This window comes from Mesorhizobium sp. NZP2077 (assembly GCF_013170805.1).
Lineage (GTDB): Bacteria > Pseudomonadota > Alphaproteobacteria > Rhizobiales > Rhizobiaceae > Mesorhizobium.
Genome location: NZ_CP051293.1, coordinates 1845585 through 1860392 on the forward strand (window position 1 = coordinate 1845585; position 14808 = coordinate 1860392).

At 64.3% G+C, this 14808-nt stretch carries 7 protein-coding genes and 1 pseudogene; 5 read left to right on the top strand and 3 right to left on the bottom strand.

Annotated elements, in window-relative coordinates:
- Positions 1-211 precede the first annotated feature (211 nt).
- Together HGP13_RS09135 and HGP13_RS09140 are read left to right on the top strand one after the other, a co-directional pair.
- Positions 212-751, top strand: coding sequence for a GNAT family N-acetyltransferase (locus HGP13_RS09135; RefSeq protein WP_172224207.1), 540 nt, complete (start codon positions 212-214; stop codon positions 749-751).
- Between the two features lie 64 nt (positions 752-815).
- Positions 816-1916, top strand: coding sequence for an OmpA family protein (locus HGP13_RS09140; protein WP_246707315.1), 1101 nt, complete (start codon positions 816-818; stop codon positions 1914-1916).
- Positions 1917-1923: 7 nt separating this feature from the next.
- Here HGP13_RS09140 and HGP13_RS09145 read toward each other — a convergent pair whose 3' ends face one another.
- Positions 1924-4401 (bottom strand): EAL domain-containing protein, encoded by a 2478-nt coding sequence (locus tag HGP13_RS09145; protein WP_172224211.1) that lies wholly within the window; start codon positions 4399-4401, stop codon positions 1924-1926.
- Between the two features lie 233 nt (positions 4402-4634).
- Here HGP13_RS09145 and HGP13_RS09150 point away from each other — a divergent pair, with 233 nt between their 5' ends.
- Both HGP13_RS09150 and HGP13_RS09155 read left to right on the top strand, forming a co-directional pair.
- Positions 4635-4997, top strand: a complete 363-nt coding sequence (locus HGP13_RS09150; protein WP_246707316.1) for a CoA transferase — start codon at positions 4635-4637, stop codon at positions 4995-4997.
- 14 nt (positions 4998-5011) lie between these two features.
- A pseudogene (locus HGP13_RS09155) lies at positions 5012-5263 on the top strand (citrate/2-methylcitrate synthase); the annotation flags it as partial.
- Between the two features lie 9 nt (positions 5264-5272).
- Here the strand turns inward: HGP13_RS09155 and HGP13_RS09160 are convergent.
- Together HGP13_RS09160 and HGP13_RS09165 are read right to left on the bottom strand one after the other, a co-directional pair.
- Positions 5273-5749 carry an NUDIX hydrolase gene (locus tag HGP13_RS09160; RefSeq protein WP_172224215.1) on the bottom strand — a complete coding sequence of 159 codons (477 nt, stop codon included), beginning with the start codon at positions 5747-5749 and terminating at the stop codon, positions 5273-5275.
- A gap of 127 nt (positions 5750-5876) precedes the next feature.
- Positions 5877-6269: a hypothetical protein gene (locus tag HGP13_RS09165; protein ID WP_246707317.1), complete on the bottom strand. Its 393-nt coding sequence runs from the start codon at positions 6267-6269 to the stop codon at positions 5877-5879.
- A 479-nt stretch (positions 6270-6748) separates the two neighbouring features.
- Here HGP13_RS09165 and HGP13_RS09170 point away from each other — a divergent pair, with 479 nt between their 5' ends.
- Positions 6749-14785 carry an autotransporter outer membrane beta-barrel domain-containing protein gene (locus tag HGP13_RS09170; protein WP_246707318.1) on the top strand — a complete coding sequence of 2679 codons (8037 nt, stop codon included), beginning with the start codon at positions 6749-6751 and terminating at the stop codon, positions 14783-14785.
- Positions 14786-14808 lie beyond the last annotated feature (23 nt).

Sequence of the window (14808 nt, forward strand, 5' to 3'; positions counted from 1 at the left end):
TTTTTTCCCTTGGGTTTGTGCACCAGCCGCGTCTGAAAAAAGTCGCGTCGCGAGGTGCTGAATCAACCTGCCGGGACGATAACGTCGTCGAAGGGATTTCTCACCGCAGAACATTGCACATTGCGGTCCTGGATGATGGCGCATCTTCTGCTGGCCCTTGCACCGCAGGGGCGATTTGCTAAGCGCGGACACCATCAGCGAGGCAAGTCCCATGAACAACCGCCAAGTGATCGTCGCCCCGGTCATCGAGACGCAGCGAACCATCCTGCGGGCGCACCGTCTTGACGATTTCGATGCCTATGTCGCCATGTGGGCAGATCCCGTCGTCACCCGTTTCATCGGCGGTAAGCCGCGCACGCGCGAAGAAAGCTGGATGCGCTTCCTGCGTCACGCCGGCCTGTGGTCGCTGCTCGGCTACGGCTTCTGGGCGATCGAGGAGAAGGCAACGGGCCGCTTCGTCGGCGAGGCCGGCTTTCACGATCTGAAGCGCGACATGGAACCGTCGATCGAAGGCATTCCCGAAGCCGGATGGGCGCTGGCTCCGGCCGTGCACGGTGCCGGCCTTGCCACCGAGATCGTCAGCCGCGTGCACGTCTGGGGCGACGAGACCTTCGGACGTGCCAAAACCGTCTGCATCATCGATCCGGAAAATACGGCTTCACAGAATGTCGCCAGGAAGTGCGGCTACAACGAGGTGACGCGGACCCTCTATCACGATGCCCCGACCATCCTGCTCGAGCGGCGGCCCTGAGCGGCGTCATCGACTGGACATACCCGCTCTGTTAGCATCGATCATCAAATGAGGGGGATGATCGATGCATGCATTCAAGACGACAGTCATGAGGTTGTTCTGGGCGGCGCTCGTGCTTGCGCTGACACTGCGGCTCGCGGCGGCCGACGCTACGGTGCCGACCGCCGATATCAAGGGGGCCGCCGACAATCAGCTGGCCAAGCGCTACGAAGGCTCGTTCATCGTCTCCTATGTGAAATTGGCCTTCACCGATTTCAGTGTGCCGCTGTCGCCCTTGAAGCCGAGCGCTGACCCGGACGCGCGTGATGCGATGAACAACCGCGTCTTCGCCCCCGACAAGAAGGCCGAGGTCGAGGGCGCCTTGACCCGCATCGCCTATGTGCTGCCGGCCGAGCGCTCGCCGCTTGAAGTTCTGCGCAATTATCAGGATGTAATCAAGGCAGCCGGTGGCGAGGTCCTGTTTGAGTGCAAGAAGGAGGAGTGCGGCGGCGCTGCCGACCGTTCGTCGAGCGGTGGCGGCGGCGACATGAGCCTGACGATGTATTCCTTCCACGAGAGCGATCTCAAGGACGCGGCATTCTCCAATGGCGCTTGCGCGCTGGCCACCGGCATCAACGACCAGCGCTATTTCTCGGCCAAGGTGCCGCAGGATGGCGGCGACGCCTATGTCACCGTGCAGACCTATTCGCTGACCGACGATCTCTACTGCAAGGCGCTCAACGGCCGCACCGTCGCCGTTGTCCAGGTGCTGGAGCCCAAGGCGCGCGACAAGAAGATGGTGGTCGTCGAGGCTGCCAAGATGGCGGATTCGCTCTCCGCCACCGGCAGCATTTCGCTCTACGGCATCTTCTTCGACACCGACAAGGCCGCTATCAAGCCGGAGTCGGAGCCGACGCTGAAAGAGATTTCGAAACTTCTGGCCGGCGACCCGAAGATGGCCGTGATCGTTGTCGGCCACACCGACAATCAAGGCGCCTTCGACTACAATCTCGACCTGTCGTCGCGGCGGGCGGAAGCGGTCAAGGCAGCGCTGGTGGCGAAATATGGCATCGATGGTTCGCGGCTGACGGCGGCCGGCGCCGGCATGATGGCACCCGTCGCCAGCAATGACGACGAGGCGGGCCGCGCCAAGAACCGCCGCGTGGTTCTGGTCAAGCTGAACTGAGCGCGCTTCAGCCGGCCTTGCGGCGCAGCTTCCGTGCCAGATCGGCCCACGGATCGGCGGCATCGGCCGCGGCCGGCGTGACGCTCGGGCCAAGCAGCACCGTCGAAGCATCGAAGGGCTTCGGCATGGCGATCCCATAGCCCTGGGCGTAGTCGACGCCGATCGTCTTCAGGGCGGCGATGATGCCGTCGCTTTCGACGAACTCGGCGATGGTGCGCTTGCCCATGACCTTGCCGATGTGGTGGATCATCTCGACCATGGCGCGGTCGATGCGATCCTCCACCATGTCCTTGACGAAGCTGCCGTCGATCTTGAGGTAGTCGACCGGCAGGTGCTTGAGATAGGCGAACGACGACATGCCGGAGCCGAAATCGTCGAGCGCAAAACGGCAGCCCAGGCTGCGCAGATCGTCAATAAAGCGAATGGCATTGGTCAGATTTGCAATGGCGCTGGTTTCGGTGATCTCCAGGCAGATCATGGCAGGCGAAATGCGGTGGACGAGGAACTGCTCGCAAAGGAAGCCGAGAAAGGTCTCGTCGCCGAAAGTCGCGCCGGAAAGATTGATGGCGCATGTAGCGATCGGCGCCATGCCCGGATCGGCTTGCCGTGCGGCCAGGACTCGGAAGGTATTGCGCACCACCCAACGGTCGATCGACGGCATCAGGCCATAACGCTCGGCCGCGGGAATGAAGCTTTGCGGGGTGACGAAGCTGCCGTCTTCATCGGTCAGCCGCAACAGGATCTCGATATGCGCGCCCGCCCAGGCGGCGTCATCGTTGAGCGGCCAGATTTCCTGGGCAAGAAGCCTGAAGCGGTTTTGCTCCAATGCGGCGTGCAGGCGCTGCACCCAGGCCATCTCGCCGAAGCGCTCGCGCAAGGCCATGTCACTGTCGCTGTGGATCTGGACACGGTTGCGGCCCTTTTCCTTGGCCATGTAGCAGGCGACATCGGCGGCCCGCAGCGCTTCCTCGATAGTCACTTGCGCATCGGCGATCTGCACCATGCCGATGCTGACGCTGGTGTTGAAGGGTCTGCCATCCCAGGCGAAATGCATGTCCTGCACGGCCGTGCGCAGCCGTTCGGCGATGTCGGCGGCGGTTTCGCAGTCACTGTCCACCAGCAGCACGCCGAATTCGTCGCCGCCCAGCCTGGCCAGCACGTCTCCCGGCCGCAATTCGTGGGTCAGCAGTGCGGAGATCTGGCGCAGCAACTGGTCGCCAGCGGCATGGCCGCAGGTATCGTTGACCAGCTTGAACTGGTCGAGATCGAGATACATCAAGGCGTGCTGCCGAGGCTGGCCCTTCAATTCGACGATCGTCCTTTCCAGCCGACTTTCGAAATCGCGCCGGTTGGCGAGCCCGGTCAATGCGTCATGCGAAGCCTGCCATGAAAGCCGCTCTATATAGCCCTCTTCGCGCGTCATGTCGTGGAAGGCAAGCACCGCGCCGACGACTTCACCGGAAACGAGCAGCGGCGCGCCCGTCAGCGCGACGGGAACAACAGAGCCATCCGACCGCTGCAGCAATTGCGGACGGGCGCTGGAACGGCGCGGTTCGCCGGCCAGCAGGCTTTCAATCAGTCGGGGTTCTTCGACGCTGGTGTCTTTGTCCACCAGCCGGAACAGCGAAGCGATCGGTTTGCCCTTGGCGCTGCTGAACGGGCAGGCCAACAATTTCTCGGCGACCGGGTTCATATAGTCCAGCCGCCCGTCACGGCCGGTGCTGATGACGGCCTGGCCGATCGAAGCCAGCGTGATCTGAGCGCGCTCGCGCTCGGTGTTGAGCGCCAGCTGGAAGGCCTGGCGCTGCGCCAGGAGCTTGCGCGTGCGCCATACGGCAAGCAGGATCAACAAGGCCGCGGTGACGAGATTGGCAAAGGTGAGCAGCATCCGGATGAAGCGCGATCCCTCGCCGAGACTGTCCGAGAAGGCCTTGGAAAGAGGGCTGATCTGACGGTCCAGCTGATGGATATCCGTCTTCCAGGCGTTGATCTCGGCTGGTGACGCCTGCCCCTTGCTCAACGTCGCGTGCATCGCGTCGCCGAGCTTCTGGATGGCGAGGATCATCGTGTCGGCGGCGGTCCAGTGCCGGATAGCGGTGTCGAGATAGATAAAGCCACGGAAATTCTGGAACAGCCAGATCATCCCGGTCACGTCGTCAGTGTGGTTGCCGCCCCGCAGAAAGCCGGCGCGCGCCGCTTCAGTGTCGGGCTCAGGCTGCTCAAGTGCCAGGCGGGCCGAGCGGTCGGCCAGCGGAACGGCGATCGCTGCACGATACTCGCCGAAGAACTCCTCCTTGCCGGTGTCGGCATAGAGGCTGAGGAAATAGATGGCGTGCTTTTGCCCCTTGGACCACTGGCTTTCGCCGCCGACATAGGCGCGAACCGCCGACAGCGTGTAGAGGCTCAGGCTGGCGACCAGCGCCTGGATGAGGACAACGGCGATGAACGGCCAGACGAGCCCGAGAAGACGGGGGCTGGCGTCCATCGATGACGGCTTCTTCGAATTCACGGACGTGCCATGATCCTGTCAGCGCGTCTGTCCGACTGTTTCACCCGTCGGTTGAGACGATGTTTCTTCCCTCATGTCGCTCAGATGGCGACAACGATCCGGTTACCACGGGTGGGCTTAACAGCGAATAAATAATTCCCCTTTATAGGAAGCCGGTTCTTGCTGCGAGCGAGCCGAATATTACGCAACGTCAAGAAAACGCTTCAAGTTTGTTCAATTTGTATTTGAGGCGTATCGAGCCTTTCCGGGCCGCAACTGCGGGAACCAGGGCAGAGCCTCCGCCGCTGGCGTTGCTGGGCGCCGACGCAATCAAGGTCGAGGGGCTGCGAGGCGCCGACCTGGCGCGCCAGCTCGGCGGCTCACCAAAGCTCAACCAAGCCGGCATGGCTGCCTCGTTCCTGGCGCAGAACGCCGGCAAACGATCCGTCGTGCTCGATCTCAAGGCAGAAGCCGATCGCGAGCGTTTCCTCGATCTGATCGCCGGTGCCGACGCGCTGGTGGAGAATTTTCGACCCGGCGCTGTGCCGACAGATCAAGCGAGCTGGCGTCGGACTCCGCTTTGCCGAGCGTGAGACACGCAACCGCGCGGCGCAAGGGCAAGAAGATCCCGCTCAACATCGATGGAGCCACGGCCGTCATCTACGGAGAACTCGGCTTCCCGCCGCCGCTGACACGGGGGCTCTTCGTGCTGTCGCGCTCTGTCGGCATTCTGGCGCATGCCTGGGAGCAGTCGCAGCAGAGCGAACGAAACAAGGGACCGCTGCCGCGCGAATGGCTGTGGACCTATACCGGCACACCGGTACGCCCTTTCCCCGAAGACGGCGGTACGAGCGGCTGAGGACGGCCCTCAGCCGGCTTCGAGCGGCGCAGGTCCGGGAATGGTCAAGGTCGCCACCAACGTCGAAAGGTCCGGCTCGTCGATCAGCGTCGCTGCATCAGCCGGCGCCAGCCAGGCCCGCTGCCGCCGTTTGGCCTCCTGCCAACTGGCCAGTTCCTCGGTGACCTCGAGCAGATAGACGATGACGTCGACACGAATGAAGTTGTTGGCCAGCCGTTTCCAGTAGGAATAAGTGCCCGCCGGTTGCTTCAATGTCTTGCCGAGCACGCCGGCTTCTTCCATCGCCTCGATGGTGGCTGCCTTGCGGCCGCTCTTGCCTTTCATCGGCCATCCCTTGGGGACGATGAAGCGCTGCGTCGTCCGCGACGTGACCAGCATCACCTCGATGTCGCCATGCGCGTTTCGCCGAAAGGGGATCGCCGCGACCTGGCGGATCCGCTCGCCTTTCTTGGCCTTGCGTACGGCCTTTTTCTTGGTGGCTGCCATTCGTAACAATCCAGTCGGTGCAGTGCCCCATAGCGTGATGTGGCGCCTTTGCAAAACCCAAACTGCCGCAGGGGCACTCGAACGCCCCTACCATGTAAGTCGGCTAATTAAAAGAGCAGCCCGCCCGTCAGCGACAGGTGCTTACGGCGGTGCTGCCGATTATCTGCGTCTGGCAGCTCGGCCTGACCTGCGGCACCACCGGCGGCGGCTGCTGGACGATTACCCGGTCCTGGGCGCGATACTGCTGTTGCTGCTGCTGAAATTGCTGCCGCTGCACCCGGTTCTGCAAGATCTGCAGATCGTTTTGCTGGATCAGCGCGTTACTTTTGGCAGCGGGACTGAGCGCTTGCGCGCAAGCGGAAGAGCCCAGGTCCGCCAGCACTACCGTGGCGAGCACGGCCGACATGAAAATCGTTGATGGTCGAAGCGCCGACATCTGCTCATTTCCGCAAGAAGAAGATCTGCCTCCACATATAGGGCGCTTGCGCGGTGATGCCATGGCCAGGGCCTTGATCGCCATGAAATCGATTATCCGTCGGCCCTGGCCCCGCCACCGTGGCCGCCACAAGTTGTCGTCATATGACGACTAGGAATCACCAGGGGCTTTAGCCAATGTCGGTTAGTTAAAATTTCGTTACCATTCAGCATAAGTTAATATATTCTAATCAAGTCTGTACTGCATAAGCTGGAATGCATATGCCGACTTTGAAGTATCCGGACTTGTTTCAGGCACAACATTTCCAGGGCGCATACGGGTGACTTCGGCGCGCATCTCAGGGGATCGGAGGAAGCGTCGACAGCGGGGGTAAGTGTATGGCTTTGTTGTCAAAGCGTGTTGTTGCGCGTCCTGAGTTCGGAGCGTCAACCGGCCAGGAATCAGCCAGCGCGTATCTCACAGGAGCTCAGGCAGCGGCTCCGCAAACGGAGTCTCCGAGGCGCGCGAGTCGACGTTTCGCCATTCCGCCGAAACGTCTCGCGCTCTTGCTCGGCGCCACGGCGATGGTCGGGCTCTTTGCACCTTCTCCAGGCGTCGTCCACGCACAGGTGGTGATCAACCACGACGGTGCCAAGGGCGATGACGGTGCTTCCGTCTTCGGCAATGCCGATGGCGATCCGGGCCATCCGTCGACCGGTCCCGTCACGGACACGAACACCACATCCGGCGGCAACCAATATGGCGGGACCGCAAATGGCGGCCGGGGCGGCGACGGCGGCACCGTGTTTCAGCCTATACCGCCCAAGCTGGAGGGCGGCAACGGTGGCAGGGGCGCCGATGGTGGTGTCGTCGACGTTACCAACAATGCCACGCTGACCGGCTTCGGCATCATCAGCCAGGCCAATGGCGGCCGAGGCGGCGACGCCGGCTGGGCAGCCGATTTCGGGCTCTCCGATGGCGGCACCGGTGGCGGCGGCGGCAATGGCGGCAATGCAAAGGCCACGAATGCGCTTGGCGCGAGCGTGACAACCACGCTCGCCAACCGCAACGGCATGACGGTCGAGGCCAGCGGCGGCAGTGGCGGCAATGGCGGCACCGAGGTTGGCGCCATCGGCGGTGGCGATGGCGGCAATGGCGGCACCGGCGGCAATGGCGGCACAGGCGAAGGGGTCAATGCCGGTGACATCAGCACGCAAGGCACGCTTTCCAAAGGCATGCTTGTGCGCGCGGCCGGCGGCGTCGCCGGCGATGGCGCCGGTGGGTTTGGCCTGCTATCCGGACAGGGTGGCAATGGCGGTAACCCGACCATCGGCGGCAACGCGACAGGGAACAACTCGGGCAACATCACGACAATCGGCGACTACGCCAGCGGCATGGTCGTGCAGTCGGTCGGTGGCGGCGGCGGCGATGGCGGCGATTCGTTCGGCGTTTGGGGTGGCGGCGGTTCCGGCACGGCCGGCAATGATGGCGCCACCGCAACCGGCACCAACACCGGCACGATCAAAACCAGTGGCGTCGGTGCGATCGGCATGCTGGTCGAATCGGTCGGTGGCGGCGGCGGCGATGGCGGCGGCGCGATCGGCGTCGTTTCGATCGGCGGCACTGCTGGCGGTGGCGGCAAGGGCGGTACTGTCAATGCCAATGTCGGCGGAACGATCACCACCGGCGTCGACGGCAGCGGTGACGGCGCGCATGGCGTGCTCGCTCAGTCGGTCGGCGGCGGCGGTGGCAATGGCGGCTTCGCGTTCTCTGCCGGCGCGACAATTGCCGTCGCCATTGGTGGTGGTGGCGGCACGGGCGGCAATGGTGGGGCGGTCAACGTCAACCAGGCGGGCGCTGGCGCCAACGTCAGCACCACGGGCAACTCGGCAATCGGCATTATCGCGCAGTCAATCGGCGGCGGCGGCGGCAATGGCGGCGGCAGCCTGGCCATTGGCAGCATCGTCTCGGTTGCCGTCGGCGGCAGCGGCTCGGCCGGCGGCGACGGCGACGTGGTGACCTACAACATCGGCAACGCGACCGTTAAGACGAACGGCACGGATTCCACCGGCATTCTGGCGCAATCGGTCGGCGGCGGCGGCGGCAATGGCGGTTTTGCCCTGAGCGGTGCCGGTGTCGTTGCGGTCGGCGTCGGCGGCCAGGGTGCAGCCGGCGGTTCCGGCAAGGAGGTCGACGTTACGTCCGGAGGCAACGTCGAGACCTCCAAGGATCGCTCGGTCGGTATCATCGCGCAGTCGCTCGGTGGCGGTGGCGGCAATGGCGGCTTTGTTGTCGCCGGCAGTTTTGGGGCCACCGTCGGGGTCGGCGGCTCGGGCAGCAAGGGCGGCGACGGCGGCGAGGTGTTCTTCCGCACGCCCGACGGTGGTGTCAATCAGTCGATCACCACGCATGGCACGGATTCGGCCGGCCTGATTGTCCAGTCGGTGGGCGGCGGCGGCGGCAATGGCGGCTTCGTCGGGACTTTCGCGACAGTGGCCAATCTGGGCATTGGCGGTGGTGCGGGCGCCGCCGGCGCGGGCGTTGCTGTCCACACGACCTATAATGGCTCGGTCGAGACCTTTGGAGAGCGTTCGGCCGGTATCATCGTGCAGTCGATCGGCGGCGGTGGCGGCAATGGCGGCGGCGTCATCGGCGTCGGGCTCGGGCTGACGGTGGGCATTGGCGGAAACGGAGCGGGCGGTGGCGGCGCCGGGGCCGTGGAATACCACTCGGCAAGCACCATCATAACCACGCATGAAGCCGACTCGGCCGGTCTTATCGTGCAATCGATCGGCGGCGGCGGCGGCAATGGCGGCTTCTCGTTCAATCTGTCGGCGGGTGCCGCTGTCGGTGTGGGCGGCAAGGCTGGAGCAGCCGGCGGATCGAATACCGTCACGGTAAGCATAGACGACGGCACCATCCATACGATGAACGATCGTTCGACCGGCATTCTGGCTCAGTCGGTCGGCGGCGGTGGCGGCACGGGTGGCGGCAGCGTCGCCGGCAGCTTTGCCCTCAATGTCAGCATTGCAGGCAAGGGTGCAGGCGGCGGTGCCGGCAACATCGTCGATGTCACCAACGGGGCCGACATCACCACCGACGGTATCCAATCGCACGGGATCCAGGCGCAATCGATCGGCGGCGGCGGCGGTTCGGGCGGTTTCGCGATCGCCGTCGGCGGACCGTCGCTGGCGGTTGGCGGGGCTGCTTCCGATGGCGGCAGCGCCATGAAGGTCACGGTGACGAACACAGGTGAGATCAAGACAAACCAGGCGATGTCGATCGGTATCCTGGCGCAGGCCATTGGCGGCGGCGGTGGCGACGGCGGTCTCGCGGGAGCCGGTGGTCTGTTCACCGCGATTGGCGTTGGCGGCAAGGGTGGCGGCGGCGGCAATGGCGGCGAGGTGGTTGTCAAGAATACCGCCGCCATCACGACCAAGGGCGATCTCGCTCACGGTATATTGGCGCAATCGGTTGGCGGCGGCGGCGGCAATGGCGGCAGCGCCGGCGCGGTTTCCGTGGGCGCCTTCGTTGGCGTCGGCGTTGCCGTCGGTGGCGATGGTGGCGCCGGCCGCGACGCCATGGAGGTCGATGTCACCCAGGTCGGCGACATCACGGTCAGCGGCATGGGCGCCAAGGGCATCATCGCGCAGGCGATCGGCGGTGGCGGCGGCAATGGCGGCAAGGCCGTCGCCGGTGCGTTCAGTGTCGGTCTCTACGCTTCAGCGGCCGTAGCGGTTACACTCGGCGGTGATGGCGGCGATGGCGGCTCGGGTGGGGTGGTCAGCGTCAAGGCGGATGGCAAGATAGATTCCTTGACCAGCGCCGACGGCTCGGGCGGCATCGTCGCGCAGTCGATTGGCGGCGGCGGCGGCAATGGCGGTCGCGCGACATCCATCGCCGGCGCGGTGAGTGACGAAGTCGCGATCAATCTCGGTGTGGCCATCGGCGGCAGCGGCGGCAATGGCGGCCAGGGCAAGACGGTTACCGTGGAGATCGGTCTGGTCAGCGGTGGGGAGATCATCACCCACGGCTTCCAGGCTGTCGGTATCCTGGCGCAGTCTATTGGCGGCGGCGGCGGCAATGGTGGCGACACGTTTGGTGGCGCCGGCGGCTACGGCAACAGCGTAACGGTGACGGCTTCCGTCAACATCGGCGGCAAAGGCGGCGGTTGCATTGGCAATGATCCGACCAAGTGCAACAGCGCCGGCGATGTCCACGTCACAAACGCCATGACGATTTCCACCGATGGCGACTCGAGCAGCGCGATTGTGGCGCAATCGATCGGTGGTGGCGGCGGCAATGGCGGCACCAGCACCGGCGGCAGCGCCAATGTCGGCGGCGGCGACGGCGTCAACATCGCGGCGAATTTCGCCATGGGCGGGGGTGGTAGCAAAGGCGGCTTCGGCAACACGGTCGACGTCGTCAATTCAGGCAACCTGACCACGACGGGGGCTTTCTCGTCAGGCATCATGGCGCAGTCGATTGGTGGCGGTGGCGGCATCGGCGGATCGAGCACGGCCAAATCCTACAACATCGGCGGCAGCAGCCAGACCAGCGTTAGCGTCAATATGGGCCTGGGCGGTTCGGGCGGCGGCGCCGCCGACGCCATGAAGGTGACGGTGGGCAACACCGGCATCATAAACACCTCGGGCTTTGGCTCGTCGGGCATCATCGCCATGTCCGTCGGCGGCGGTGGCGGTGCTGCCGGCGCCGCGTCGGCATCCGATGAAGATGTCGGCGGCGGCAGCGGCGGCGGTGAAGGGGATGACGGCCAGACTACCGTCTCGATCGGTGTTGCGTTGGCGCTCGCTGGCGGTACAGCAGGCAATGGTGGCGAGGTCTCCGTCACCAACAACAACTCGATCTTCACCGACGGTGCTTTCTCCTACGGCATCAGTGCCAGTTCCATCGGCGGTGGCGGTGGCGTCGGCGGCTCGGCTTCAGCCGGTGCCAGCGCCAAATATGCCATCGGCGGCGGCATTGGCGGCGCCGGTGGCAGTTCAGGTTTCGGCCAACATGTCGAGGTCTTCAATCAAGCCAATGGGTTCATCTGGACCAAGCAGGAAAACTCCATCGGCATCTTCGCGCAGTCTGTCGGCGGCGGCGGCGGTTCGGGCGGCGCCGGCAAGAGCACCGGCAGCGACGGCGGCAGCGTCGACATCAAGATGACCATGGGTGGGCTTGGCGCTGGCGGCGGCAATGGCGGCGACGTCAATGTCGAAAACAGCGGGACGGTCTGGACCGACAAGGCCAATTCGCACGGCATCCTGGCCCAGTCGATCGGCGGCAGCGGTGGCGTCGGCGGGGCAGCGGGCTCGGCCACCGCAGATGCCGAGACGACGATCGGCTTCGCTTTGGGCGGGCTGGGCGGCGACGGCGGTGAGGGCCATGCCGTTACGGTGAAGAATTTCGCATCAGGGTGGATCTGGACCCAGGGCGACAATTCCGACGGCATTTTCGCCCAGTCGATCGGCGGCGGCGGCGGCGCGGCCGGTGGCGGCTCGACGACAAGTGGCGAAGCCGATACCAATGTCAGCCTGGCGGTTGGCGGCCTTGGCGGCAAAGGCAATACGGGCGGCAGGGTCGAGGTCGACAACTACGGCACGATCACAACCGAAGGAGATCTTTCACACGGCATCTTTGCCCAATCGGTTGGCGGCGGTGGTGGCGCCGCGGGGTCCGCGTCCAATGCATCCACGGCTGACATGACGATAGGCGTGGCGACGTCCACTGTTGGGGGCGGGGGGGCCAATGGCGGCTATGTCGAGGTCAACAACGATGGTGTGATCAGCACATCCGGCAAGGGTGCGATCGGTATCATGGCACAGTCTGTCGGCGGCGGAGGCGGTTATACAGGCGTCGTTTCCAGCGATGCCGCCGGCGACGACTCCTTTACACTGAGCATTGGTGGCAAGGGCGGCAATGGCGGCAACGGCGGCGATGTCAAGGTGACCGTCAACGGCTCGATCAGCACGACAGGAGATTATGCGCACGGTGTTGTCGCCCAGTCGATCGGCGGTGGCGGCGGCTACGGTGGCGATGCCAATGGCAAGACCTCGAACGCACTGGCGATCGGCGGCTTCGGTGGCGCCGGCGGCGACGGCGGTGATGTGACTGTCATCCGCACCGGCACGATCACCACGACAGGTCTGGGCTCGATAGCCATCATCGCACAGTCCGTCGGCGGCGGCGGCGGCTTTGGCGGTGCTGGATTCGGGCGCTTCGGCGCTAGCGCCGACGGCGGCAGCGGCCTCGACAACAACACTGTCGGCTTCAAATCGCTCGGTGGCGACAAGGGCACCGGCGGCACCGTGAGCATCATCCAGTCCGGCGCGATCGAGACCGCTGGTGACCGTTCACATGGTATCGTCGCCCAGGCGGTTGGCGGCGGCGGCGGCGTCGGCGGCACGAGTTCGCTCGCCATGGGTCAGTCTGGCGCCGGCTCACAAGGCGGCATAGGCGACGCCGCGGCGGCGACGGCCAGCACCGACAGCCAGGTCTGGGTCAAAGGCGCAAGCTCCTATGCCATGTTCGGTCAGAGCGCGACCGGCCAAGGCAACTCGAACCTCGTCCATCTGACAGCCGAGGGAAGTCTTTTTGCCCAAGGTGCCGATTCGGTCGCGGCGTACGGCGAAAGCACGGCTCAAGGGACGAAGGGCAACATAACGCTCGACCTGGAGGGCCAATACACGATCGGCGGCGCCAACACCGGCGTGGCGGCCATGCTGGTCGGCGGCCAGAACAACACCGTCAATAACAACAGCCTGCTCTACGCGATGGGGGCGACGCCGACATTCTCGGTCATGCAGTCCAGTTTCGCCTCGTTCAAAGCGTCGCTGCTGGCTCCCGGGCCGGTCGTGCCCACTGACGCGATCCTTGAAACTCTGCTCGACGATTTCAGCCCATTCGCTATCACCGGAACGTCGGGCAACGATACGATCAAGAACCAACAGAGCGTGGTGGGTCTCGGCCGCGTCATCGGCAACATCGACCTCGGCGGCGGCATCAACGAGTTCGACAATTTCGCCGATTCATCGATGGTTGGTCTCAAAACCATCAATCTCGGAGCCGGCGGGCTGTTCAAGAATCAGGGCCTGATGACCAACCAGGGTATCGGGGTCGTTGCGACCGTTGCCGTCACCGGTGGATTTACCCAGGACGGTACCGGCAGTTTCGTCACCGACATCGACCTGAACAACCAGATCACCGACGCGCTGACATTGACCGGCGCCGGCAATTTCGACGGCACGGCAGCGCTGAACTTCCTGTCGATCGACAAGCTGTTCACGCAATACGTGCTGGCGACCGGCTCGTCCATGGCTGACAACTACCTGACGCCGACGACGCCGCATCCCTATGTCGGCTTCAATTTCCTGACCAAGGTCGACGGCAACGATCTCGTTCTCTACGCCGACAACAAGACCTTCCTCCAACTGGCACAGGACCCGGGGTCCGGCACCAACGATCCAGGCGTGTTCCAGATGGCGCAGTATCTCGACGACGTCGAGGCCTCGTCCACCCCGGACAATCCAATGGCCCGGCTCATCAACATGTTGCGTTTCCTGCCCAGCGAAGAGGAACTGGGCGCTGCGCTGACGCGACTGACACCACATTATGCGGTGCATACGTTCGACATGATCAACCGCGAAGCCGACATGATGCTGGAAGCGGCGCGCGAGTGCACCGGCGCGCCGGCCTACAAGAATCCGGATGGTCGCTGTGTCTGGGCGTCGATCAGCCCGCAGGCGGAGTATAGCCGCGATGCCGGTGCGGGGACGACAAGCCGCGACGACGTGCTGAAGACGATGTCGCTTGGCGGCATCGGCGAGGTCGGCCAGAACTGGTCGCTCGGCGCCACCATCGGCCGTACGGAATTCGATTCCAAGATCGACTTCAACGGCGATCTGCTGTCGGAAACCACCGGCGAGGCCTGGCAGGCATATGCGCTGGCGAAATATGCCAACAAGAACTACTTCGTCGATTTCGCAGTCGGCGGGGGTACCGGCTCCTTCAAGGGAGAACGCGATACGTATGTCGACCAGGTCGGCTTCATTCCGGGCGAAACGCTGATCGGCGATTATCTTCCGGAAGAACTGCTGCCCGGCATAGGCAACAGCGTGACCTACACCCAGAAGACCGCCATGTTCGGCGGCTCGGCGCGGTTCGGCGTAACGCAGCAGATGGGCGTTTTCTACCTGCAGCCGACCTTGCAATTGGACGCGCGCTGGCTGCGTGTTTCGGGCAAGGAAGAAGGCTCGGTGGCCGCCTTCAACTTCGATGGCTCGGCGAACACATACTATTCGGCGACCCCGGCTTTGGAGATCGGCACCGACATCGCGCTCAGCGATGTTGCCAGTCTTCGCCTCTACGGAAAGGCCGGAGTGGAGTTTTCCAATAAGGAGTGGGAGATCGAAGGCCGCTTCGCCGCGGCGGAGAATCTGCCCGGCAGCCCCGCATTGCACTTGACGGAGCCCGTCGATTCGCCGCTCTATCGGGTCGGCGCCGGCCTCGAGCTGAATGGCGTCAATGGCGTCGGCATGTCAGTCAGGTATAACGGCGCCTTCGGGGAAACGGTCAAACAGAATGCAGTCAGCGCGTCTCTCAAGGTCAGTTTCTAGGCTGGTTCGAGACGGAGCCGGGC